The organism is Psychrobacter sanguinis, assembly GCF_020736705.1.
GTDB lineage: Bacteria > Pseudomonadota > Gammaproteobacteria > Pseudomonadales > Moraxellaceae > Psychrobacter > Psychrobacter sanguinis.
The window spans coordinates 1-22,606 of sequence record NZ_CP085990.1; the positions used below are offsets into that span (position 1 = coordinate 1).

At 43.8% G+C, this 22,606-nt stretch carries 31 protein-coding genes and 2 pseudogenes; 2 read left to right on the forward strand and 31 right to left on the reverse strand.

The window, feature by feature from the left end:
- Positions 1 to 565: 565 nt before the first annotated feature.
- From LK453_RS14380 to LK453_RS00140, 30 genes and pseudogenes are all read right to left on the reverse strand, one after another.
- Positions 566 to 1,294 (reverse strand): annotated as a pseudogene (locus LK453_RS14380) (Calx-beta domain-containing protein); the annotation flags it as partial.
- A 1,069-nt stretch (positions 1,295 to 2,363) separates the two neighbouring features.
- A complete protein-coding gene (locus tag LK453_RS14285; RefSeq protein WP_265578859.1) occupies positions 2,364 to 2,495 on the reverse strand; it encodes a hypothetical protein in 132 nt (43 codons plus the stop codon).
- Complete coding sequence (locus LK453_RS00010) at positions 2,492 to 2,728, reverse strand: hypothetical protein (RefSeq protein ID WP_227954016.1); 237 nt, start codon at positions 2,726 to 2,728, stop codon at positions 2,492 to 2,494. Before LK453_RS00010 ends, LK453_RS14285 begins: the two co-directional genes overlap by 4 nt.
- 474 nt (positions 2,729 to 3,202) lie before the next feature.
- Entirely contained in the window at positions 3,203 to 3,421 is a 219-nt protein-coding gene (locus LK453_RS00015; protein WP_227954017.1) for a hypothetical protein, read from the reverse strand.
- Positions 3,422 to 3,757: 336 nt separating this feature from the next.
- Positions 3,758 to 3,982 (reverse strand): hypothetical protein, encoded by a 225-nt coding sequence (locus tag LK453_RS00020; RefSeq protein WP_227954018.1) that lies wholly within the window; start codon positions 3,980 to 3,982, stop codon positions 3,758 to 3,760.
- Between the two features lie 69 nt (positions 3,983 to 4,051).
- Positions 4,052 to 4,330: pseudogene (locus tag LK453_RS00025) on the reverse strand (Calx-beta domain-containing protein); the annotation flags it as partial.
- A gap of 13 nt (positions 4,331 to 4,343) precedes the next feature.
- Positions 4,344 to 4,619: a hypothetical protein gene (locus LK453_RS00030; protein ID WP_227954019.1), complete on the reverse strand. Its 276-nt coding sequence runs from the start codon at positions 4,617 to 4,619 to the stop codon at positions 4,344 to 4,346.
- Complete coding sequence (locus LK453_RS00035) at positions 4,577 to 4,804, reverse strand: hypothetical protein (RefSeq protein ID WP_227954020.1); 228 nt, start codon at positions 4,802 to 4,804, stop codon at positions 4,577 to 4,579. The genes LK453_RS00030 and LK453_RS00035 overlap by 43 nt, the downstream gene beginning before the upstream one ends.
- A complete protein-coding gene (locus LK453_RS00040; protein WP_227954021.1) occupies positions 4,804 to 4,992 on the reverse strand; it encodes a hypothetical protein in 189 nt (62 codons plus the stop codon). The genes LK453_RS00035 and LK453_RS00040 overlap by 1 nt, the downstream gene beginning before the upstream one ends.
- A 77-nt stretch (positions 4,993 to 5,069) precedes the next feature.
- Positions 5,070 to 5,192: a hypothetical protein gene (locus LK453_RS14290; protein ID WP_265578860.1), complete on the reverse strand. Its 123-nt coding sequence runs from the start codon at positions 5,190 to 5,192 to the stop codon at positions 5,070 to 5,072.
- Complete coding sequence (locus LK453_RS00045) at positions 5,165 to 5,704, reverse strand: hypothetical protein (protein WP_227954022.1); 540 nt, start codon at positions 5,702 to 5,704, stop codon at positions 5,165 to 5,167. The genes LK453_RS14290 and LK453_RS00045 overlap by 28 nt, the downstream gene beginning before the upstream one ends.
- Before the next feature lie 36 nt (positions 5,705 to 5,740).
- Entirely contained in the window at positions 5,741 to 5,980 is a 240-nt protein-coding gene (locus tag LK453_RS00050; RefSeq protein ID WP_227954023.1) for a hypothetical protein, read from the reverse strand.
- A 263-nt stretch (positions 5,981 to 6,243) separates the two neighbouring features.
- Positions 6,244 to 6,408, reverse strand: coding sequence for a hypothetical protein (locus LK453_RS00055; protein ID WP_227954024.1), 165 nt, complete (start codon positions 6,406 to 6,408; stop codon positions 6,244 to 6,246).
- A 42-nt stretch (positions 6,409 to 6,450) separates the two neighbouring features.
- Positions 6,451 to 6,837, reverse strand: coding sequence for a Calx-beta domain-containing protein (locus LK453_RS00060; protein WP_227954079.1), 387 nt, complete (start codon positions 6,835 to 6,837; stop codon positions 6,451 to 6,453).
- 111 nt (positions 6,838 to 6,948) lie between these two features.
- Positions 6,949 to 7,221, reverse strand: coding sequence for a hypothetical protein (locus tag LK453_RS00065; protein ID WP_227954025.1), 273 nt, complete (start codon positions 7,219 to 7,221; stop codon positions 6,949 to 6,951).
- Positions 7,221 to 7,724 carry a hypothetical protein gene (locus tag LK453_RS00070; RefSeq protein WP_227954026.1) on the reverse strand — a complete coding sequence of 168 codons (504 nt, stop codon included), beginning with the start codon at positions 7,722 to 7,724 and terminating at the stop codon, positions 7,221 to 7,223. Before LK453_RS00070 ends, LK453_RS00065 begins: the two co-directional genes overlap by 1 nt.
- Positions 7,725 to 8,346: 622 nt before the next feature.
- Entirely contained in the window at positions 8,347 to 8,766 is a 420-nt protein-coding gene (locus tag LK453_RS00075) for a hypothetical protein (RefSeq protein WP_227954027.1), read from the reverse strand.
- Between the two features lie 44 nt (positions 8,767 to 8,810).
- Positions 8,811 to 8,966: a hypothetical protein gene (locus LK453_RS00080; protein WP_227954028.1), complete on the reverse strand. Its 156-nt coding sequence runs from the start codon at positions 8,964 to 8,966 to the stop codon at positions 8,811 to 8,813.
- A complete protein-coding gene (locus tag LK453_RS00085) occupies positions 8,941 to 9,147 on the reverse strand; it encodes a hypothetical protein (RefSeq protein ID WP_227954029.1) in 207 nt (68 codons plus the stop codon). The genes LK453_RS00080 and LK453_RS00085 overlap by 26 nt, the downstream gene beginning before the upstream one ends.
- Positions 9,148 to 9,177: 30 nt before the next feature.
- Positions 9,178 to 9,369: a hypothetical protein gene (locus LK453_RS00090; protein ID WP_227954030.1), complete on the reverse strand. Its 192-nt coding sequence runs from the start codon at positions 9,367 to 9,369 to the stop codon at positions 9,178 to 9,180.
- Positions 9,370 to 9,431: 62 nt separating this feature from the next.
- The gene (locus LK453_RS00095; RefSeq protein WP_227954031.1) at positions 9,432 to 9,845 is read right to left on the reverse strand and encodes a hypothetical protein; all 414 of its coding nucleotides are present in this window, start codon (positions 9,843 to 9,845) and stop codon (positions 9,432 to 9,434) included.
- The gene (locus LK453_RS00100; protein WP_227954032.1) at positions 9,779 to 10,147 is read right to left on the reverse strand and encodes a hypothetical protein; all 369 of its coding nucleotides are present in this window, start codon (positions 10,145 to 10,147) and stop codon (positions 9,779 to 9,781) included. Before LK453_RS00100 ends, LK453_RS00095 begins: the two co-directional genes overlap by 67 nt.
- Positions 10,113 to 10,472, reverse strand: coding sequence for a Calx-beta domain-containing protein (locus LK453_RS00105; protein WP_227954033.1), 360 nt, complete (start codon positions 10,470 to 10,472; stop codon positions 10,113 to 10,115). The genes LK453_RS00100 and LK453_RS00105 overlap by 35 nt, the downstream gene beginning before the upstream one ends.
- The gene (locus LK453_RS00110; protein ID WP_227954034.1) at positions 10,411 to 11,331 is read right to left on the reverse strand and encodes a Calx-beta domain-containing protein; all 921 of its coding nucleotides are present in this window, start codon (positions 11,329 to 11,331) and stop codon (positions 10,411 to 10,413) included. Before LK453_RS00110 ends, LK453_RS00105 begins: the two co-directional genes overlap by 62 nt.
- A gap of 42 nt (positions 11,332 to 11,373) precedes the next feature.
- Positions 11,374 to 11,541 carry a hypothetical protein gene (locus tag LK453_RS00115; RefSeq protein ID WP_227954035.1) on the reverse strand — a complete coding sequence of 56 codons (168 nt, stop codon included), beginning with the start codon at positions 11,539 to 11,541 and terminating at the stop codon, positions 11,374 to 11,376.
- Complete coding sequence (locus LK453_RS00120) at positions 11,498 to 12,043, reverse strand: hypothetical protein (RefSeq protein ID WP_227954036.1); 546 nt, start codon at positions 12,041 to 12,043, stop codon at positions 11,498 to 11,500. Before LK453_RS00120 ends, LK453_RS00115 begins: the two co-directional genes overlap by 44 nt.
- Positions 12,028 to 16,587 carry a Calx-beta domain-containing protein gene (locus LK453_RS00125; protein WP_227954037.1) on the reverse strand — a complete coding sequence of 1,520 codons (4,560 nt, stop codon included), beginning with the start codon at positions 16,585 to 16,587 and terminating at the stop codon, positions 12,028 to 12,030. The genes LK453_RS00120 and LK453_RS00125 overlap by 16 nt, the downstream gene beginning before the upstream one ends.
- A gap of 53 nt (positions 16,588 to 16,640) precedes the next feature.
- Positions 16,641 to 17,618, reverse strand: coding sequence for an OmpA family protein (locus LK453_RS00130; protein ID WP_201542314.1), 978 nt, complete (start codon positions 17,616 to 17,618; stop codon positions 16,641 to 16,643).
- Positions 17,619 to 17,747: 129 nt separating this feature from the next.
- Positions 17,748 to 18,836: an IS4 family transposase gene (locus LK453_RS00135; RefSeq protein WP_227954038.1), complete on the reverse strand. Its 1,089-nt coding sequence runs from the start codon at positions 18,834 to 18,836 to the stop codon at positions 17,748 to 17,750.
- Between the two features lie 318 nt (positions 18,837 to 19,154).
- Positions 19,155 to 20,318 (reverse strand): zinc-dependent alcohol dehydrogenase, encoded by a 1,164-nt coding sequence (locus LK453_RS00140; protein ID WP_227954013.1) that lies wholly within the window; start codon positions 20,316 to 20,318, stop codon positions 19,155 to 19,157.
- A gap of 233 nt (positions 20,319 to 20,551) precedes the next feature.
- Between LK453_RS00140 and LK453_RS00145 the strand changes: the two genes are divergently transcribed.
- On the forward strand, positions 20,552 to 20,872 hold the full coding sequence (locus tag LK453_RS00145) for a hypothetical protein (protein WP_201542305.1): 321 nt from the start codon (positions 20,552 to 20,554) through the stop codon (positions 20,870 to 20,872).
- A gap of 48 nt (positions 20,873 to 20,920) precedes the next feature.
- On the opposite strand, the gene LK453_RS00150 is transcribed toward LK453_RS00145, so the two are convergent.
- Positions 20,921 to 21,805, reverse strand: a complete 885-nt coding sequence (locus LK453_RS00150) for an IS982-like element IS1592 family transposase (RefSeq protein WP_201542303.1) — start codon at positions 21,803 to 21,805, stop codon at positions 20,921 to 20,923.
- Positions 21,806 to 22,111: 306 nt separating this feature from the next.
- Here LK453_RS00150 and LK453_RS00155 point away from each other — a divergent pair, with 306 nt between their 5' ends.
- Complete coding sequence (locus tag LK453_RS00155; protein ID WP_201542301.1) at positions 22,112 to 22,606, forward strand: ISAs1 family transposase; 495 nt, start codon at positions 22,112 to 22,114, stop codon at positions 22,604 to 22,606.

The window sequence follows — 22,606 nt, forward strand, 5'->3', positions numbered from 1 at the left end:
TTGATAGGTTCATGCCCAGTGTCTCAAGCTGCTCATAGATATCATCTTGCTTAGGCGTGATCGCAATGCTTGGCATATCGTCAGCGGCTGTACCAGCAGGTATGCTCACCTTAATACCCGCAATAGCATCTGCCACAGTGATAGTCTGGGTGCTACCATCTGTATTGGTCAATACAATGCTGTCAATGTCTGAGGCATCCACGTCTTGTAGATCAAGCTTAACAGTAACGCTAGTAGCTTTATCACTTAGACCTGATTGCTCGATGTTAAACACAATAGGGTCGTCGCTGCCTTCAATCGCTGTATTTGGCTCAGCTTTAATGTTAAGCACAGGCGTGGCATTGTTATCTAAGATCGTACCTGTGCCAGTAACACCATCAATCGTCAGACCGGTGGTTTCATCGCTCTCATCAATGTTATCAGCTGTTGTCGGATAGCTCACTGTAAACTCAGTAACTCCCGCTGGTACGGTGATAGTGCCTGCTACCGGATCATAGGTCACGCCATTGCTAAACGTAGGTGTAGGCGTGTTGCTGTAGTCCTCACCCGCTTTGGCACTGCCATCTTTTAATTCAAATGGATAGCTCACCTCAGTCTGAGTCGTATGGCTTAGGGTAACCTTATGAACTAAGATGTCACCCTCAACAGCACTGGCGCCACTTACGGTTACTGTCGGCTTGTCGCCATCGTTTGGTGTACCATCCGTAGCATCTTCATCTAAGATTGTCGCTTTATCAGAAGCTTGACCTAATACCGCATTTACAGGACGGCTAATCTCAAGCACCATATCCTCTGACTTCTCATAAACTGTATCATCAACGACAGTTATGATAATCGCAGACGCCTGGGTACTACCCGCTGGGATAGTAACTTTATCGCCTTTTTCAAAGAAGTTTTGGATTTGGGCTTGAGTCGATAGAGTAACGGCCTCTCCATTAGCATTAGTGTAAGTGATCGAAGCGATGTCTGAGGCATCAATATCACTTGCCCCTAAACTTACGGTTACCGTGGTGTCAAAGTTACTGATCTTGGTTTGTGAGACAGTAAACACTAACGTGTTATCAATCCCCTCAATCGCCTGATTATCAGTGGCACTAATGCTCACTACTGGCTTATCGCCTTCAGTGTTGCTGCCATCAAACGGATCTTCACTGTTGTCTGATTCATCTAAGATATCACCGGTCGCTGTGCCTGTTCCAATAGTGGCATTCACAGGGCTTGATAGGTTCATGCCCAGTGTCTCAAGCTGCTCATAGATATCATCTTGCTTAGGCGTGATCGCAATGCTTGGCATATCGCCAGCGGCTGTACCAGCAGGTATGCTCACCTTAATACCCGCAATAGCATCTGCCACAGTGATAGTCTGGGTGCTACCATCTGTATTGGTCAATACAATGCTGTCAATGTCTGAGGCATCCACGTCTTGTAGATCAAGCTTAACAGTAACGCTAGTAGCTTTATCACTTAGACCTGATTGCTCGATGTTAAACACAATAGGGTCTGTCGCTGCCTTCCAATCGCTGTATTTTGGCTCAGCTTTAATGTTAAGCACAGCGTGGCATTATTATCTAAGATCGTACCTGTGCCAGTAACACCATCATCGTCAGGACCGGTGGTTTCCATCATCCCTCTCATCAATGTTTGTCAGCTGTCGTCGGATAGCTCACTGTAAACGCAGTAACACCCGCTGGAACAGTAATGGGTGCCTGTTTACCGCATCATAGGTCACGCCATTGCTTAAACGTAGGCGGTGGTTGCTGTAGTCTTCACCCGGCTTTGGCACTGTGCCATCTTTTTAATTCAAATGGATAGCTCACTTCTAGTCTGAGTCGTATGGCTTAGGGTAACCTTATGAACTAAGGTGTCACCCTCAACAGCACTGGCGCCGCTTACGGTTACTGTCGGCTTGTCCGCCATCTTTTGGTGTGGTCTAAGATTGTGCCAGTTGCTTCTTGGTATCTACCGCTGCATTATCTGCACTATCAATAACAAAGCTTCAGTCGCGCTTCATCTGCTTCATACACAGCATCATCCTTTGATAATCACTGTGATGTTCAGGTGCAGCATGTGCGACCTTGCCCAGGTAATGTTTACCTTCAAGTGTGGGGTATCCACCCATCTAGATAGCTTGGATAGCACCACTACCCGTTAACCGTAAACAACCTTACCCTGCACTGCATTGGATAACTAATTGATTTCAATGTCCATGAGGCATCAACATCGGTTGTGTGTTTTAAATCGACTTTAACGCTAGATTGTGGGTATCAGATGTCTGCTGACAGTGTCTTGAGAAACAACATACTTCAAGAACAGAGTCCCACCCCCTCGAATCGCCTGATATATCAGTGCTGCCTAATGCTCCACTACTGGCTTATCGCCTTCAGTGTTGCTGCCATCACAAACGGATCTTCACTGTTGTCTGATTCATCTAAGATATCACCGGTCGCTGTGCCTGTACCAATCGTATAGCGTTTCACAGGGCTTGATAGGTTCATGCCCAGTGTCTCAAGCTGCTCATAGATATCATCTTGCTTAGGCGTGATCGCAATGCTTGGCATATCGTCAGCGGCTGTACAGCAGGTATGCTCACCTTAATACCCGCAATAGCATCTGCCACAGTGATAGTCTGGGTGCTACCATCTGTATTGTCAATACAATGCTGTCCAATGTCTGAGGCATCCACGTCTTGTAGATCAAGCTTAAACAGTAACGCTAGTAGCTTTATCACTTAGACCTGATTGCTCGATGTTAAACACAATAGGTCGTCGCTGCCTTCAATCGCTGTATTTGGCTTTCAGCTTTAATGTTTAAGCACAGGCGTGGCATTGTTATCTAAGATCGTACCTGTGCCAGTAACACCATCAATCGTCAGGACCGGTGGTTTCATCGCTCTCATCAATGTTATCAGCTGTTGTCGGATAGCTCACTGTAAACTCAGTAACTCCCGCTGGTACGGTGATTAGTGCCTGCTACCGGATCATAGGTCACGCCATTGCTAAACGTAGGTGTAGGCGTGTGCTGTAGTCCTCACCCGCTTTGGCACTGCCATCTTTTAATTCAAATGGATAGCTCACCTCAGTCTGAGTCGTATGGCTTAGGGTAACCTTATGAACTAAGATGTCACCCTCAACAGCACTGGCGCCACTTACGGTTACTGTCGGCTTGTCGCCATCGTTTGGTGTACCATCCGTAGCATCTTCATCTAAGATTGTCGCTTTATCAGAAGCTTGACTAATACCGCATTTACAGGACGGCTAATCTCAAGCACCATATCCTCTGACTTCTCATAAACTGTATCATCAACGACAGTTATGATAATCGCAGACGCCTGGGTACTACCCGCTGGGATAGTAACTTTATCGCCTTTTTTCAAAGAAGTTTTGGATTTGGGCTTGAGTCGATAGAGTAACGGCCTCTCCATTTAGCATTAGTGTAAGTGATCGAAAGCGATGTCTGAGGCATCAATATCACTTGCCCCTAAACTTACGGTTACCGTGGTGTCAAAGTTACTGATCTTGGTTTGTGAGACAGTAAACACTAACGTGTTATCAATCCCCTCAATCGCCTGATTATCAGTGGCACTAATGCTCCACTACTGGCTTATCGCCTTCAGTGTTGCTGCCATCAAACGGATCTTCACTGTTGTCTGATTCATCTAAGATATCACCGGTCCGCTGTGCCTGTTCCAATAGTGGCATTCACAGGGCTTGATAGGTTCATGCCCAGTGTCTCAAGCTGCTCATAGATATCATCTTGCTTAGGCGTGATCGCAATGCTTGGCATATCGCCAGCGGCTGTACCAGCAGGTATGCCTCACCTTAATACCCGCAATAGCATCTGCCACAGTGATAGTCTGGGTGCTACCATCTGTATTGGTCAATACAATGCTGTCAATGTCTGAGGCATCCACGTCTTGTAGATCAAGCTTAACAGTAACGCTAGTAGCTTTATCACTTAGACCTGATTGCTCGATGTTAAACACAATAGGGTCGTCGCGCCTTCAATCGCTGTATTTGGCTCAGCTTTAATGTTAAGCACAGGCGTGGCATTATTATCTAAGATCGTACCTGTGCCAGTAAACACCATCAATCGTCAGACCGGTGGTTTCATCACTCTCATCAATGTTGTCAGCTGTCGTCGGATAGCTCACTGTAAACTCAGTAACACCCGCTGGAACAGTAATGGTGCCTGTTACCGCATCATAGGTCACGCCATTGCTAAACGTAGGCGGGTTGCTGTAGTCTTCACCGGCTTTGGCACTGCCATCTTTTAATTCAAATGGATAGCTCACTTCAGTCTGAGTCGTATGGCTTAGGGTAACCTTATGAACTAAGGTGTCACCCTCAACAGCACTGGCGCCCGCTTACGGTTACTGTCGGCTTGTCGCCATCTTTTGGTGTGTCTAAGATTGTGCCAGTTGCTTCTTTGGTATCTACCGCTGCATTATCTGCACTATCAATAACAAAGCTCAGGCGCTCATCTGCTTCATACACAGCATCATCTTTGATAATCACTGTGATTTCAGGTGCAGCTGTGCGACCTCCAGGTACTTTTACCTCAAGTGTGGTATCACCATCTAAGATAGCTTGGATAGCACCACTACCCGTAACCGTAACCAATCCTTACCTGCTGCATTGGTATAACTAATTGATTCAATGTCTGAGGCATCAACATCGGTGTGTGTTAAATCGACTTTAACGCTAATTGTGGTATCAAAGTTGCTGACAGTGTCTTGAGAAACAACATACTTCAGAACAGAGTCCACCCCCTCAATCGCCTGATTATCAGTGGCACTAATGCTCACTACTGGCTTATCGCCTTCAGTGTTGCTGCCATCAACGGATCTTCACTGTTGTCTGATTCATCTAAGATATCACCGGTCGCTGTGCCTGTACCAATCGTAGCGTTCACAGGGCTTGATAGGTTCATGCCCAGTGTCTCAAGCTGCTCATAGATATCATCTTGCTTAGGCGTGATCGCAATGCTTGGCATATCGTCAGCGGCTTGTACCAGCAGGTATGCTCACCTTAATACCCGCAATAGCATCTGCCACAGTGATAGTCTGGGTGCTACCATCTGTATTGCGTCAATACAATGCTGTCAATGTCTGAGGCATCCACGTCTTGTAGATCAAGCTTAACAGTAACGCTAGTAGCTTTATCACTTAGACCTGATTGCTCGATGTTAAACACAATAGGGTCGTCGCTGCCTTCAATCGCTGTATTTGGCTCAGCTTTATGTTAAGCACAGGCGTGGCATTGTTATCTAAGATCGTACCTGTGCCAGTAACACCATCAATCGTCAGGACCGGTGGTTTCATCGCTCTCACAATGTTATCAGCTGTTGTCGGATAGCTCACTGTAAACTCAGTAACTCCCGCTGGTACGGTGATAGTGCCTGCTACCGGATCATAGGTCACGCCATTGCTAAACGTAGGTGTAGGCGTGTTGCTGGTAGTCCTCACCCGCTTTTGCACTGCCATCTTTAATTCAAATGGATAGCTCACCTCAGTCTGAGTCGTATGGCTTAGGGTAACCTTATGAACTAAGATGTCACCCTCAACAGCACTGGCGCCACTTACGGTTACTGTCGGCTTGTCGCCATCGTTTGGTGTACCATCCGTAGCATCTTCATCTAAGATTGTCGCTTTATCAGAAGCTTGACCTAATACCGCATTTACAGGACGGCTAATCTCAAGCACCATATCTCTGACTTCTCATAAACTGATCATCAACGACAGTTATGATAATCGCAGACGCCTGGGTACTACCCGCTGGGATAGTAACTTTATCGCCTTTTCAAAGAAGTTTTGGATTTGGGCTTGAGTCGATAGAGTAACGGCCTCTCCATTAGCATTAGTGTAAGTGATCGAAGCGATGTCTGAGGCATCAATATCACTTGCCCCTAAACTTACGGTTACCGTGGTGTCAAAGTTACTGATCTTGTTTTGTGAGACAGTAAACACTAACGTGTTTATCAATCCCCTCAATCGCCTGATTATCAGTGGCACCTAATGCTCACTACTGGCTTATCGCCTTCAGTGTTGCTTGCCATCAAACGGATCTTCACTGTTGTCTGATTCATCTAAGATATCACCGGTCGCTGTGCCTGTTCCAATAGTGGCATTCACAGGGCTTGATAGGTTCATGCCCAGTGTCTCAAGCTGCTCTAGATATCATTTGCTTAGGCGTGATCGCAATGCTTGGCATATCGCACAGCGGCGGTACAGCAGGTATGCTCACCTTAATACCCGCAAATAGCATCTGCCACAGTGATAGTCTGGGTGCTACCATCTGTATTGGTCAATACAATGCTGTCAATGTCTGAGGCATCCACGTCTTGTAGATCAAGCTTAACAGTAACGCTAGTAGCTTTATCACTTAGACCTGATTGCTCGATGTTAAACACAATAGGGTCGTCGCTGCCTTCAATCGCTGTATTTGGCTCAGCTTATAATGCATTAAGCACAGGCGTGGCATTATTATCTAAGATCGTACCTGTGCCAGTAACACCATCAATCGTCAGACCGGTGGTTTCATCACTCTCATCAATGTTGTCAGCTGTCGTCGGATAGCTCACTGTAAACTCAGTAACACCCGCTGGAACAGTAATGGTGCCTGTTACCGCATCATAGGTCACGCCATTGCTAAACGTAGGCGGGTTGCTGTAGTCTTCACCGGCTTTGGCACTGCCATCTTTTAATTCAAATGGATAGCTCACTTCAGTCTGAGTCGTATGGCTTAGGGTAACCTTATGAACTAAGGTGTCACCCTCAACAGCACTGGCGCCGCTTACGGTTACTGTCGGCTTGTCGCCATCTTTTGGTGTGTCTAAGATTGTGCCAGTTGCTTCTTGGTATCTACCGCTGCATTATCTGCACTATCAATAACAAAGCTCAGGCGCTCATCTGCTTCATACACAGCATCATCTTTGATAATCACTGTGATTTCAGGTGCAGCTGTGCGACCTCCAGGTTACTTTTACCTCAAGTGTGGTATCACCATCTAAGATAGCTTGGATAGCACCACTACCCGTAACCGTAACAACCTTACCTGCTGCATTGGTATAACTAATTGATTCAATGTCTGAGGCATCAACATCGGTGTGTGTTAAATCGACTTTAACGCTAATTGTGGTATCCAAGTTGCTGACAGTGTCTTGAGAAACAACATACTTCAGAAACAGAGTCCACCCCCTCAATCGCCTGATTATCAGTGGCACTAATGCTCACTACTGGCCTTATCGCCTTCAGTGTTGCTGCCATCAAACGGATCTTCACTGTTGTCTGATTCATCTAAGATATCACCGGTCGCTGTGCCTGTACCAATCGTAGCGTTCACAGGGCTTGATAGGTTCATGCCCAGTGTCTCAAGCTGCTCATAGATATCATCTTGCTTAGGCGTGATCGCAATGCTTGGCATATCGTCAGCGGCTGTACCAGCAGGTATGCTCACCTTAATACCCGCAATAGCATCTGCCACAGTGATAGTCTGGGTGCTACCATCTGTATTGGTCAATACAATGCTGTCAATGTCTGAGGCATCCACGTCTTGTAGATCAAGCTTAACAGTAACGCTAGTAGCTTTATCACTTAGACCTGATTGCTCGATGTTAAACACAATAGGGTCGTCGCTGCCTTCACTCGCTGTATTTGGCTCAGCTTTAATGTTAAGCACAGGCGTGGCATTGTTATCTAAGATCGTACCTGTGCCGAGTAACACCATCAATCGTCAGACGGTGGTTTCATCGCTCTCATCAATGTTATCAGCTTGTTGTCGGATAGCTCACTGTAAACTCAGTACACTCCCGCTGGTACGGTGATAGTGCCTGCTACGGATCATAGGTCACGCCATTGCTAAACGTAGGTGTAGGCGTGTTGCTGTAGTCCTCACCCGCTTTGGCACTGCCATCTTTTAATTCAAATGGATAGCTCACCTCAGTCTGAGTCGTATGGTCTAGGGTAACCTATGAACTAAGATGTCACCTCAACAGCACTGGCGCCACTTACGGTTACTGTCGGCTTGTCGCATCGTTTGGTGTACCATCCGTAGCATCTTCATCTAAGATTGTCGCTTTATCAGAAGCTTGACCTAATACCGCATTTACAGGACGGCTAATCTCAAGCACCATATCCTCTGACTTCTCATAAACTGTATCATCAACGACAGTTATGATATCGCAGACGCCTGGGTACTACCCGCTGGGATAGTAAACTTTATCGCCTTTTTCAAAGAAGTTTTGGATTCTGGGCTTGAGTCGATAGAGTAACGGCCTCTCCATTAGCATTAGTGTAAGTGATTCGAAGCGATGTCTGAGCATCAATATCACTTGCCCCTAAACTTACGGTTACCGTGGTGTCAAAGTTACTGATCTCTGGTTTGTGAGACAGGTAAACACTAACGTGTTATCAATCCCCTCAATCGCCTGATTATCAGTGGCACTAATGCTCACTACTGGCTTATCGCCTTCAGTGTTGCTGCCATCAAACGGATCTTCACTGTTGTCTGATTCATCTAAGATGTCACCGGTCGCTGTGCCTGTTCCAATAGTGGCATTCACAGGGCTTGATAGGTTCATGCCCAGTGTCTCAAGCTGCTCATAGATATCATCTTGCTTAGGCGTGATCGCAATGCTTGGCATATCGCCAGCGGCTGTACCAGCAGGTATGCTCACCTTAATACCCGCAATAGCATCTGCCACAGTGATAGTCTGGGTGCTGCCATCTGTATTGGTCAATACAATGCTGTCAATGTCTGAGGCATCCACGTCTTGTAGATCAAGCTTAACAGTAACGCTAGTAGCTTTATCACTTAGACCTGATTGCTCGATGTTAACACAATAGGGTCGTCGCTGCCTTCAATCGCTGTATTTGGCTCAGCTTTAATGTTAAGCACAGGCGTGGCATTATTATCTAAGATCGTACCTGTGCCAGTAACACCATCAATCGTCAGACCGGTGGGTTTCATCACTCTCATCAATGTTGTCAGCTGTCGTCGGATAGCTCACTGTAAACTCAGTAACACCCGCTGGAACAGTAATGGTGCCTGTTACCGCATCATAGGTCACGCCATTGCTAAACGTAGGCGGGTTGCTGTAGTCTTCACCGGCTTTGGCACTGCCATCTTTTAATTCAAATGGATAGCTCACTCAGTCTGAGTCGTATGGCTTAGGGTAACCTTATGAAACTAAGGTGTCACCCTCAACAGCACTGGCGCCGCTTACGGTTACTGTCGGCTTGTCGCCATCTTTTGGTGTGTCTAAGATTGTGCCAGTTGCTTCTTTGGTATCTACCGCTGCATTATCTGCACTATCAATAACAAAGCTCAGGCGCTCATCTGCTTCATACACAGCATCATCTTTGATAATCACTGTGATTTCAGGTGCAGCTGTGCGACCTCCAGGTACTTTTACCTCAAGTGTGGTATCACCATCTAAGATAGCTTGGATAGCACCACTACCCGTAACCGTAACACCTTACCTGCTGCATTGGTATAACTAATTGATTCAATGTCTGAGGCATCAACATCGGTGTGTGTTAAATCGACTTTAACGCTAATTGTGGTATCAAAGTTGCTGACAGTGTCTTGAGAAACAACATACTTCAGAACAGAGTCCACCCCCTCAATCGCCTGATTATCAGTGGCACTAATGCTCACTACTGGCTTATCGCCTTCAGTGTTGCTGCCATCAAACGGATCTTCACTGTTGTCTGATTCATCTAAGATATCACCGGTCGCTGTGCCTGTACCAATCGTAGCGTTCACAGGGCTTGATAGGTTCATGCCCAGTGTCTCAAGCTGCTCATAGATATCATCTTGCTTAGGCGTGATCGCAATGCTTGGCATATCGTCAGCGGCTGTACAGCAGGTATGCTCACCTTAATACCCGCAATAGCATCTGCCACAGTGATAGTCTGGGTGCTACCATCTGTATTGGTCAATACAATGCTGTCAATGTCTGAGGCATCCACGTCTTGTAGATCAAGCTTAACAGTAACGCTAGTAGCTTTATCACTTAGACCTGATTGCTCGATGTTAAACACAATAGGGTCGTCGCTGCCTTCAATCGCTGTATTTGGCTCAGCTTTAATGTTAAGCACAGGCGTGGCATTGTTATCTAAGATCGTACCTGTTGCCAGTAACACCATCCATCGTCAGACCGGTGGTTTCATCGCTCTCATCAATGTTATCAGCTGTTGTCGGATAGCTCACTGTAAACTCAGTAACTCCCGCTGGTACGGTGATAGTGCCTGCTACCGGATCATAGGTCACGCCATTGCTAAACGTAGGTGTAGGCGTGTTGCTGTAGTCCTCACCCGCTTTGGCACTGCCATCTTTTAATTCAAATGGATAGCTCACCTCAGTCTGAGTCGTATGGCTTAGGGTAACCTTATGAACTAAGATGTCACCCTCAACAGCACTGGCGCCACTTACGGTTACTGTCGGCTTGTCGCCATCGTTTGGTTGTACCATCCGTAGCATCTTCATCTAAGATTGTCGCTTTATCAGAAGCTTGACCTAATACCGCATTTACAGGACGGCTAATCTCAAGCACCATATCCTCTGACTTCTCATAAACTGTATCATCAACGACAGTTATGATAATCGCAGACGCCTGGGTACTACCCGCTGGGATAGTAACTTTATCGCCTTTTTCAAAGAAGTTTTGGATTTGGGCTTGAGTCGATAGAGTAACGGCCTCTCCATTAGCATTAGTGTAAGTGATCGAAGCGATGTCTGAGGCATCAATATCACTTGCCCCTAAACTTACGGTTACCGTGGTGTCAAAGTTACTGATCTTGGTTTGTGAGACAGTAAACACTAACGTGTTATCAATCCCCTCAATCGCCTGATTATCAGTGGCACTAATGCTCACTACTGGCTTATCGCCTTCAGTGTTGCTGCCATCAAACGGATCTTCACTGTTGTCTGATTCATCTAAGATATCACCGGTCGCTGTGCCTGTTCCAATAGTGGCATTCACAGGGCTTGATAGGTTCATGCCCAGTGTCTCAAGCTGCTCATAGATATCATCTTGCTTAGGCGTGATCGCAATGCTTGGCATATCGCCAGCGGCTGTACCAGCAGGTATGCTCACCTTAATACCCGCAATAGCATCTGCCACAGTGATAGTCTGGGTGCTACCATCTGTATTGGTCAATACAATGCTGTCAATGTCTGAGGCATCCACGTCTTGTAGATCAAGCTTAACAGTAACGCTAGTAGCTTTATCACTTAGACCTGATTGCTCGATGTTAAACACAATAGGGTCGTCGCTGCCTTCAATCGCTGTATTTGGCCTCAGCTTTAATGTTAAGCACAGGCGTGGCATTATTATCTAAGATCGTACCTGTGCCAGTAACACCATCAATCGTCAGACCGTGGTTTCATCACTCTCATCAATGTTGTCAGCTGTCGTCGGATAGCTCACTGTAAACTCAGTAACACCCGCTGGAACAGTAATGGTGCCTGTTACCGCATCATAGGTCACGCCATTGCTAAACGTAGGCGGGTTGCTGTAGTCCTTCACCGGCTTTGGCACTGCCATCTTTTAATTCAAATGGATAGCTCACTTCAGTCTGAGTCGTATGGCTTAGGGTAACCTTATGAACTAAGGTGTCACCCTCAACAGCACTGGCGCCGCTTACGGTTACTGTCGGCTTGTCGCCATCTTTTGGTGTGTCTAAGATTGTGCCAGTTGCTTCTTTGGTATCTACCGCTGCATTATCTGCACTATCAATAACAAAGCTCAGGCGCTCATCTGCTTCATACACAGCATCATCTTTGATAATCACTGTGATTTCAGGTGCAGCTGTGCGACCTCCAGGTACTTTTACCTCAAGTGTGGTATCACCATCTAAGATAGCTTGGATAGCACCACTACCCGTAACCGTAACAACCTTACCTGCTGCATTGGTATAACTAATTGATTCAATGTCTGAGGCATCAACATCGGTGTGTGTTAAATCGACTTTAACGCTAATTGTGGTATCAAAGTTGCTGACAGTGTCTTGAGAAACAACATACTTCAGAACAGAGTCCACCCCTCAATCGCCTGATTATCAGTGGCACTAATGCTCACTACTGGCTTATCGCCTTCAGTGTTGCTGCCATCAAACGGATCTTCACTGTTGTCTGATTCATCTAAGATATCACCGGTCGCTGTGCCTGTACCAATCGTAGCGTTCACAGGGCTTGATAGGTTCATGCCCAGTGTCTCAAGCTGCTCATAGATATCATCTTGCTTAGGCGTGATCGCAATGCTTGGCATATCGTCAGCGGCTGTACCAGCAGGTATGCTCACCTTAATACCCGCAATAGCATCTGCCACAGTGATAGTCTGGGTGCTACCATCTGTATTGGTCAATACAATGCTGTCAATGTCTGAGGCATCCACGTCTTGTAGATCAAGCTTAACAGTAACGCTAGTAGCTTTATCACTTAGACCTGATTGCTCGATGTTAAACACAATAGGGTCGTCGCTGCCTTCAATCGCTGTATTTGGCTCAGCTTTAATGTTAAGCACAGGCGTGGCATTGTTATCTAAGATCGTACCTGTGCCAGTAACACCATCAATCGTCAGACCGGTGGTTTCATCGCTCTCATCAATGTTATCAGCTGTTGTCGGATAGCTCACTGTAAACTCAGTAACTCCCGCTGGTACGGTGATAGTGCCTGCTACCGGATCATAGGTCACGCCATTGCTAAACGTAGGTGTAGGCGTGTTGCTGTAGTCCTCACCCGCTTTGGCACTGCCATCTTTTAATTCAAATGGATAGCTCACCTCAGTCTGAGTCGTATGGCTTAGGGTAACCTTATGAACTAAGATGTCACCCTCAACAGCACTGGCGCCACTTACGGTTACTGTCGGCTTGTCGCCATCGTTTGGTGTACCATCCGTAGCATCTTCATCTAAGATTGTCGCTTTATCAGAAGCTTGACCTAATACCGCATTTACAGGACGGCTAATCTCAAGCACCATATCCTCTGACTTCTCATAAACTGTATCATCAACGACAGTTATGATAATCGCAGACGCCTGGGTACTACCCGCTGGGATAGTAACTTTATCGCCTTTTTCAAAGAAGTTTTGGATTTGGGCTTGAGTCGATAGAGTAACGGCCTCTCCATTAGCATTAGTGTAAGTGATCGAAGCGATGTCTGAGGCATCAATATCACTTGCCCCTAAACTTACGGTTACCGTGGTGTCAAAGTTACTGATCTTGGTTTGTGAGACAGTAAACACTAACGTGTTATCAATCCCCTCAATCGCCTGATTATCAGTGGCACTAATGCTCACTACTGGCTTATCGCCTTCAGTGTTGCTGCCATCAAACGGATCTTCACTGTTGTCTGATTCATCTAAGATGTCACCGGTCGCTGTGCCTGTTCCAATAGTGGCATTCACAGGGCTTGATAGGTTCATGCCCAGTGTCTCAAGCTGCTCATAGATATCATCTTGCTTAGGCGTGATCGCAATGCTTGGCATATCGCCAGCGGCTGTACCAGCAGGTATGCTCACCTTAATACCCGCAATAGCATCTGCCACAGTGATAGTCTGGGTGCTGCCATCTGTATTGGTCAATACAATGCTGTCAATGTCTGAGGCATCCACGTCTTGTAGGTCAAGCTTAACAGTAACGCTAGTAGCTTTATCACTTAGACCTGATTGCTCGATGTTAAACACAATAGGGTCGTCGCTGCCTTCAATCGCTGTATTTGGCTCAGCTTTAATGTTAAGCACAGGCGTGGCATTATTATCTAAGATCGTACCTGTGCCAGTAACACCATCAATCGTCAGACCGGTGGTTTCATCACTCTCATCAATGTTGTCAGCTGTCGTCGGATAGCTCACTGTAAACTCAGTAACACCCGCTGGAACAGTAATGGTGCCTGTTACCGCATCATAGGTCACGCCATTGCTAAACGTAGGCGGGTTGCTGTAGTCCTCACCCGCTTTGGCACTGCCATCTTTTAATTCAAATGGATAGCTCACCTCAGTCTGAGTCGTATGGCTTAGGGTAACCTTATGAACTAAGATGTCACCCTCAACAGCACTGGCGCCACTTACGGTTACTGTCGGCTTGTCGCCATCTTTTGGTGTGTCTAAGATTGTGCCAGTTGCTTCTTTGGTATCTACCGCTGCATTATCTGCACTATCAATAACAAAGCTCAGGCGCTCATCTGCTTCATACACAGCATCATCTTTGATAATCACTGTGATTTCAGGTGCAGCTGTGCGACCTCCAGGTACTTTTACCTCAAGTGTGGTATCACCATCTAAGATAGCTTGGATAGCACCACTACCCGTAACCGTAACAACCTTACCTGCTGCATTGGTATAACTAATTGATTCAATGTCTGAGGCATCAACATCGGTGTGTGTTAAATCGACTTTAACGCTAATTGTGGTATCAAAGTTGCTGACAGTGTCTTGAGAAACAACATACTTCAGAACAGAGTCCACCCCCTCAATCGCCTGATTATCAGTGGCACTAATGCTCACTACTGGCTTATCGCCTTCAGTGTTGCTGCCATCAAACGGATCTTCACTGTTGTCTGATTCATCTAAGATATCACCGGTCGCTGTGCCTGTACCAATCGTAGCGTTCACAGGGCTTGATAGGTTCATGCCCAGTGTCTCAAGCTGCTCATAGATATCATCTTGCTTAGGCGTGATCGCAATGCTTGGCATATCGCCAGCGGCTGTACCAGCAGGTATGCTCACCTTAATACCCGCAATAGCATCTGCCACAGTGATAGTCTGGGTGCTGCCATCTGTATTGGTCAATACAATGCTGTCAATGTCTGAGGCATCCACGTCTTGTAGATCAAGCTTAACAGTAACGCTAGTAGCTTTATCACTTAGACCTGATTGCTCGATGTTAAACACAATAGGGTCGTCGCTGCCTTCAATCGCTGTATTTGGCTCAGCTTTAATGTTAAGCACAGGCGTGGCATTGTTATCTAAGATCGTACCTGTGCCAGTAACACCATCAATCGTCAGACCGGTGGTTTCATCGCTCTCATCAATGTTATCAGCTGTTGTCGGATAGCTCACTGTAAACTCAGTAACTCCCGCTGGTACGGTGATGGTGCCTGCTACCGGATCATAGGTCACGCCATTGCTAAACGTAGGTGTAGGCGTGTTGCTGTAGTCCTCACCCGCTTTGGCACTGCCATCTTTTAATTCAAATGGATAGCTCACCTCAGTCTGAGTCGTATGGCTTAGGGTAACCTTATGAACTAAGATGTCACCCTCAACAGCACTGGCGCCACTTACGGTTACTGTCGGCTTGTCGCCATCGTTTGGTGTACCATCCGTAGCATCTTCATCTAAGATTGTCGCTTTATCAGAAGCTTGACCTAATACCGCATTTACAGGACGGCTAATCTCAAGCACCATATCCTCTGACTTCTCATAAACTGTATCATCAACGACAGTTATGATAATCGCAGACGCCTGGGTACTACCCGCTGGGATAGTAACTTTATCGCCTTTTTCAAAGAAGTTTTGGATTTGGGCTTGAGTCGATAGAGTAACGGCCTCTCCATTAGCATTAGTGTAAGTGATCGAAGCGATGTCTGAGGCATCAATATCACTTGCCCCTAAACTTACGGTTACCGTGGTGTCAAAGTTACTGATCTTGGTTTGTGAGACAGTAAACACTAACGTGTTATCAATCCCCTCAATCGCCTGATTATCAGTGGCACTAATGCTCACCGTTGGCGGATAGGCAATAGTAATCGTTGCCTCGTTTGACTGTAGACCAGTGGTGTCAGCTACTACATATTTTATTGGTGTTGGATCACTAATAAAGCCTAGATCTGGTTGGAAGGTTACGTCACCCGTTATCGTATCAACCTTCCATACCCCTTCGCCTGCCACTATAACTTCCGTGGTTTGATTAACCGTATCTGGATCAATAAGTTTAACCGTCGTTGGGTCAAGATTATTATTAGCATCCGTATCATTATTAATGACATCTATTATCACAGGCTTATTGGTTTCACCTACTACGGTGTCATCATTTGCCACAGGAGGATTTTTTACAGGCCCTTTATCATTATCATTTTTACCTATAGCTACAATAGGAATCAGACCTAAACCTAACCACCAAGGAAATCCTACAGGCGCAGTAACCCACCATGGTGCAAGCATTTCATCACCACCTAACGCTTGACCTTCTGTTGCGCCAACTTCTAGCTGCGTAACATAGTCATATACTTGACCTGTATCTGGTATATAGTAGTAATAGTTGCCATCTTCAGCCATACCAATTAGTGCTTGATCATTACTTGCTTCTTCATCGATATGGTTAGCTTCATTTTGTTTTTTAGTAGACTTATAAAAGCCCTCAATTATCAAATCAGTTTCTTTACCTTCACGCTCAAATGAAACGTGTAGATTATTATCTATCCGCTTGGTAATAACGTGGTTTGGTGCACGTCCAATTGACTCGTCAAAAAACTCATAGTTGACGTTCTTAACAGCTTTGATGATATTGGGTTGGCCATCTTTAGTAACAGCTTGAATTTCTTGTATGGTCTGTTTGCTGTTGTGAGCTTTTACGATAACAGTTTTCATGATTTTTACTCTAGCTTATAATATTAATTTTCAAATAAATTTGTTTAGGGCTTTTACTTTAATATTTGGTTGCCTTCTTGATCCACTCGTACTCGCTCCTTGATAACAGCGATGGTACGGCGGTTTAGTTGACGACCTTCTGCGGTTTTATTAGTCGCTCTCGGACGCTGCTCACCATAGCCTATAGCTGATAGTCGGTCAGGTGAAATATTAAATTTACTAATTAGGATCTGTTTAATAGCGTTAGCGCGTCTCTCTGATAGCTTTTGGTTATAATCGTCACTAGCATTGCTATCTGTATGACCTTCAATTATTGCTGAGGTATTGCTGTATTTCTGCATAAATTCTGCTAGCTCTTGAACTTCATTAAAGTACTCCTGCTTAACGATAGCCTTATCGTTGTCAAACAATACTTCAAGCTCTATGCTGACTTCTTTTTCAAGTACCGGTGCCGGTACGGGTGATGTTATAACTGATGCACTAGGCTTTATAATTGGACAGTTCGGAACGACTCGTGTAATCTGGTGCGCCTGATAACGCTTACCTTCTAGATAGTTGAGTGCTTTGTCACTTTCTATTGGCTGTATAGTTGAGTTACCTTTGCTGTCTATGTCTACATAGAAAAAATAGTGGTTGTTTGGGGCTAGATTGAAGTCGATACTATTCGCTAACAGGTCATTTGTTTTTTGTCCAGTCACCTCAGTACTTAAACGGTTAACCCCTACACATGAGTAAACCTGAGTAAAGCTACCCGGCTGAAGGCTTACTTGATAGCGGTCATTAATGGCAATATTGGCACTCGTCTGTTCGGGATCATTATTTAATGGTCTAATAAAAAAGATACTGACATTATCTTTAGGTATTGGTTTTTTAATTAAATCTTCAGGTTTAGTATCTGATTGTAGATGCCATCTTACATTACCTACTGCTTTAGAGTTACTTTCATTCAAAATATTAACTGCTTGTGACTCTATAGCTAATAAACTTGACGTTAACAAAGCTAGTGTAGTAAATAATTTTTTCGTTTTCATATATTAGAATCCTAATTTTATGTAGAGAGTCAAAGCATAAAGAAGTAAATATTACCTAGCAAAATACGACTTACAATTAACGACATTTTATATTTTTATATTTTAAACCTCTGTACACGACAAAAATGCTCAAAGTCTCAAAGGTCGTGGACTAGGAGACAAATAACTTATTAGAACCTCAAACACACGTCGATTGCCAGCAAAGAAATACTCACGCAAACCATCAATCAAAACATCCAAACCAATAGCAAACAGACTTTGCTGGGGTCGACCATGTTTCTTAAGCTTTCGTCTTTTAGGGTGATGCTGTACAGTTTTAATCCCAATGCGATATGACCAACAAAATGCTAGCGCACAAACCGCCACTAACTTACTTACCCGATCCAACTGTGTAAGATGCGTATCTTCAAGATTAAACCCTCGTCCTTTAAAACAAGAAAACAAGGTTTCAATCTCCCAGCGTCTGCTATAAAGAGCCATAGCATCCGTATGATCTAAATTGTTGCTCGCTATGATGACATAATCGTTGTCAGCATCACGCTTTGCAAATAGACGAACTTTAACGCCATATACGGGAACAGCTCTGGCTAACATAAACGTTTCATGAGGGGATAGATGACGTAACAATGTCTTTATTTGTACCAATTTACCCTGATGATTGGCTACTAGGGTGTTGTGTTTGATGCGAATGCAAAACTTTATTTGCTCTTTATTTAGCCATTGAAACCACTCTTTGCCAACAAACTCTCTATCGGCTAATACATACTGTATTTTGTCTGCGCCAAAGGTGTTGATGAACTTTTGTATGAGCTCACATCTCTCATTACTATTGCTGTTACCTTTTTTATCCAGTAGTGTCCAGTATAAGGGAATAGCGATTCCTTGATGAACAACGCTGAGCAAAAAGATGTTAATGTTCTTTTTACCCCATTTCCAGTTGGTCCTGTCTATACTGATGATGACTTCGTCTAAGTCAAAGAGTTGATAGATGAATTTGGCTAGCTGGTCTTGGTCTATGTCAACTTGTGCAAAGAAGCGTTGTAGCCGTCTGTAATTACTGTTTGTCCTACCTTTGACAAATCCTCTTGCTATTTGTTTGAGGTTGCTACTTTGTACTTGTATTATCGCTAGAGTAATTAAGCCTAAACACGTCAATCTTGCCTTGTTCATAGTTAGGTTTTGCGATAATATATTTATGAGCTGATTAAGGTTTGGCATAGTGTGGTTCGTAAGAAAAATTACTATTATGCCTTGTCCTTAGTCAGCTTTTTTGTTTTTGTCGTTTACAGAGAATGTTTCCATAGTTAAAATTTAAAAGTAAAAAAGGTTTGAAGAATAAATAAATTACCTTGTTGCGATGATTTTTTATTTATCGCTTATTAATCTAGAGCTTGCTTATCTAAATAACTTATTTGCTTAAATAAAAATAAGTTAAAGATTTTTTTGCTAGCTGTTTTAGTGATAATTGTTATTAAAGATAATCCCTTTAAAGCAGCTATGACTTAACTCTTAAATGTTAAGGGTAAATTTGAAAAATTAAGGGGTTAAAATGACTTTACGACATTCTTCTTCACGCTTTTCAAAAATTTCATAACCTTTAGCAGCGTCAGACAAATTCATACGGTGAGTAATAATAGCTTCAGGTGATAAATCACCATTTTCAATATACTCTAATAATTGTGGTAAATACTTGTGTACATGGGTTTGGCCCATTTTGAAAGTAAGCCCCTTATCAAAAGCGTCACCAAATAAGAAACCATGAATAGGTCCTGCATACACACCCGGAACACTAACGATCCCACCACGACGCACAGCTGCAATACATTGACGTAGTGCTGCACCACTTGACCCTTCAATTTTCAAATTGGTCATTATTGTTTCTAGTATACTGCCTTTGGCTTCAAAGCCAATCGCATCAATAACGCCGTCAACGCCACGATGTCCTTTGGTCTGTTCAATAATAAATTCAGCAGCATCCACCTTATCGAAATTAACCGGAATAGCACCGTAGGTATCTTTGGCATACTGCAAACGGTAGTCATTATGATCTACCACGAAAATCTGCTCAGCACCTAACATTTTGGCACAAGCTGCTGATAATAACCCCACAGGACCCGCACCATAAATAGCTACGGTTGAACCTTTAGTAATATTGGCATTAGTCACGGCCTGCCAAGCAGTCGGTAAAATATCGGATAAAAATAAAACCTTCTCATCTGACAGTGAGCCAGGTACCTTGAACGGACCAAAATTACCTTTAGGAACCCGTACAAATTCTGCTTGCCCACCAGGAATACCACCATACAAATGGCTAAAACCAAATAAAGCAGCCGGTGGCGGAATTATTTTTTTATTAATAGCAGCGCCTGGGCCTGTATTTGTAGTCTCACAAGCGGACATTAGGTCATGTTGACAGAAAAAGCAGTTACCACATGCAATAACAAAAGGAATAACGACTCTATCGCCTTTCTTAACAGCTGTGACTTCAGAGCCTACTTCTTCAACCACACCCATAAACTCATGACCGAAGATATCGCCTTCCTCGGTTGCAGGCATTTTGCCACGATACAAGTGTAAATCTGAGCCACAAATTGCAGTCGCAGTCACACGTAAAATAACATCATCTTTTTCTTGCAGTTCAGGCTCTGGGACATTGTCCACTCGTACATCTTTAGCACCGTGGTAAGTTAAAGCACGCATAATTTCTCCAATTAAGTAAAGATTGCAAAATCTAGATAAATAATAATCTGTGATAATACAAGATGAAAATTATTAGAATCAGTGGTTTATGTTATCTAATGTTAAGTATTACTCAATTATATTAGCACCTTGAAAATCGAGATTTATAATTAACGTGTGTTAAAAAGGTTGCGTATTGTAAGTAAAAAATGTAATCGTGTAAACGCAGATGAGAGATAAAATTATGTTGGAATATGGAGAATTTAATATTTATATATATCGACATTAAACCGGAGCAGAGTATCCCTAAAACGATACAAGTTCCTGGTTTCAAGGCAACTTATACTTTTGTCAACGATAAAACAATCCCTAAATATGCTATTGCCAATAAAACCCAAAAGGCAGTTCTGAATGAGCTCGAGCATATTTTTATCGTTCCGAATGAGCTGAGACAAAATAGAGTAGTGTCCTATGCGGAGAAGTATCCAGACAATCAACGGATTCAACATATTGAAGTGGTAAAACGTTTTGGAACCTTGGTCAGAATGAATAAACTGCCTGTCACGATTCCCTAGAGTTAACCTGAGTTCGGGATAAGAGCTTGCCTAAATCATTGAAACAGCTTATTTTTTTGCAGCTTGTCCATAAGCCGACACGTTTTTGAGTGTCGGCTTAAAGGGAAACCAACAGTAAGCAATGAGTCCTGCTAAAAGATTAGCAGCGAAACCTGTGAAGCTTCGATGCCTTGAGTGTTCAATCTGACAAAAGTTTTTAAGCTCATCAAAAACAGTTTCAATTAACGAGCGTCCGTTAAGTAACGCCTCATCAATAGGTTTAAGAATCTGCTGTTTCATATTCCTTCGAAGCTTGGTTATAAAATCGATATTGAAGTCATTAAACAGTTTATCTTTTAAATCTTGACTGACATACCCTCGATCACCAAACAGTTTACCGAATATATCATTTGCTAGGCCCTGTCTTAGCGGCTCTCTATCATCTATATTTCCCGGAGTGACTCTAATCGATAATAACTCACCGTGATGATTGATAATGGCGTGCAGTTTAAATCCGTAAAACCAACCCATACTTGTCTTACCTCTTTGAGCAATCCCCTCAAAGACCTTATGACGCTTAATCCGCCGGTTATGGCATACAGATAGTTTGGTGGCATCCACAAAGCTAATACCTGTGCAACTTCCCATCAAGCTTTTAAGATAAGCACACAAAGGCACAAGAGCACGGGGTACTAATTCAATAAAACGTGAGTAGCTTGGTAGGTCCGGAAAATCTTTTTTCATCATGCCTAGCATATGATGATAGTAAAACCCTTTAAATTGACGATAACGTAATTGATGAAACAGTACCAATATAGTCATTATCTCTGGTACACTTATCTTGCATGCTCTTAATCGCTTTGTCCCATTTTCGATCAGCTGACGTTCAAATTCTGGTTTGAATGCTTGGTAAAAGTCGTCAATGTGGCAGTATAATTCGGTTAGGTTGTCCATGTAAGAAGTCCTTTTTGTTGAGTTTTTATTAGTACATTGACTTTAACAATTTTGGACTTCTTTTTTTTGCCTTTTTTGACCTGCTTATCCCGAACTCAGGTTAGAGTTAGCACAAAAAAAGGCCCTAATCTTTATGATTGGAGCCTTTTTTTGAGCTTAATATTTAATTGCGAATATTTCTCATTACTATTATAATCCTCATTCGAAATTTAAAGTGAATACAATAGGGTCGTTCCAGGGCAATCGCACTACAAAAAGTCAAAGAAGGAGTAAAATATAGCAACCGATCCATAAGAGGGAGCTATTATGCTCAATGGTCCAAGAGAGTTTTTTGCCAAACTCAATGACCCAAGACGCCAAAACAAAAACCTCTATCATCCACTAGAGAATGTCATATTTATTGCGCTAACCGCTTTTATCTGCGGCTATAACGACTGGGTGAGTGTCGAAGACTTTGCCAAAGAGAACAGGTCATGGTTTGAGAAGGTTCTGAATATGCCTTATGGTATACCCTCGCATGACACCTTTGGAAATGTCATGAAAATGATAGACAAAGATCACTTTGCCCTATGCTTTGCTCATTGGATGACCGAAAGTGTTAAAGACCATACACACATAGCCATTGATGGTAAATTTCTCCAAGGTGGCTTTAAAGATACAGACTCTATTCATTTATTCACTGCCTTTGCCAGTGAAACTAAATTGGTATTAGCACAAACGCAAGTAAATAGTAAAGACAACGAGATAACGACACTGCCTAGACTGAACCGCCCCGACTATATCGGAGAGTGGATTGCTTGA

Coding starts and splice junctions, on each gene's coding strand:
- LK453_RS14285 (WP_265578859.1), bottom strand. CDS start 2,495: ATGAACCTATCAAGCCCTGTGAAACGCTATACGATTGGTACAGGCACA.
- LK453_RS00015 (WP_227954017.1), bottom strand. CDS start 3,421: ATGGAGAGGCCGTTACTCTATCGACTCAAGCCCAAATCCAAAACTTCT.
- LK453_RS00040 (WP_227954021.1), bottom strand. CDS start 4,992: ATGCCAAGCATTGCGATCACGCCTAAGCAAGATGATATCTATGAGCAG.
- LK453_RS00045 (WP_227954022.1), bottom strand. CDS start 5,704: ATGGTGCTTGAGATTAGCCGTCCTGTAAATGCGGTATTAGGTCAAGCT.
- LK453_RS00070 (WP_227954026.1), bottom strand. CDS start 7,724: ATGGTGTTACTCGGCACAGGTACGATCTTAGATAACAATGCCACGCCT.
- LK453_RS00080 (WP_227954028.1), bottom strand. CDS start 8,966: ATGAAACCCACCGGTCTGACGATTGATGGTGTTACTGGCACAGGTACG.
- LK453_RS00095 (WP_227954031.1), bottom strand. CDS start 9,845: ATGCCAAGCATTGCGATCACGCCTAAGCAAGATGATATCTATGAGCAG.
- LK453_RS00100 (WP_227954032.1), bottom strand. CDS start 10,147: ATGGTGTTACTGGCAACAGGTACGATCTTAGATAACAATGCCACGCCT.
- LK453_RS00105 (WP_227954033.1), bottom strand. CDS start 10,472: ATGGTACAACCAAACGATGGCGACAAGCCGACAGTAACCGTAAGTGGC.
- LK453_RS00110 (WP_227954034.1), bottom strand. CDS start 11,331: ATGCCACGCCTGTGCTTAACATTAAAGCTGAGGCCAAATACAGCGATT.
- LK453_RS00125 (WP_227954037.1), bottom strand. CDS start 16,587: ATGAAAACTGTTATCGTAAAAGCTCACAACAGCAAACAGACCATACAA.
- LK453_RS00130 (WP_201542314.1), bottom strand. CDS start 17,618: ATGAAAACGAAAAAATTATTTACTACACTAGCTTTGTTAACGTCAAGT.
- LK453_RS00135 (WP_227954038.1), bottom strand. CDS start 18,836: ATGCCAAACCTTAATCAGCTCATAAATATATTATCGCAAAACCTAACT.
- LK453_RS00140 (WP_227954013.1), bottom strand. CDS start 20,318: ATGCGTGCTTTAACTTACCACGGTGCTAAAGATGTACGAGTGGACAAT.
- LK453_RS00145 (WP_201542305.1), top strand. CDS start 20,552: ATGGAGAATTTAATATTTATATATATCGACATTAAACCGGAGCAGAGT.
- LK453_RS00150 (WP_201542303.1), bottom strand. CDS start 21,805: ATGGACAACCTAACCGAATTATACTGCCACATTGACGACTTTTACCAA.
- LK453_RS00155 (WP_201542301.1), top strand. CDS start 22,112: ATGCTCAATGGTCCAAGAGAGTTTTTTGCCAAACTCAATGACCCAAGA.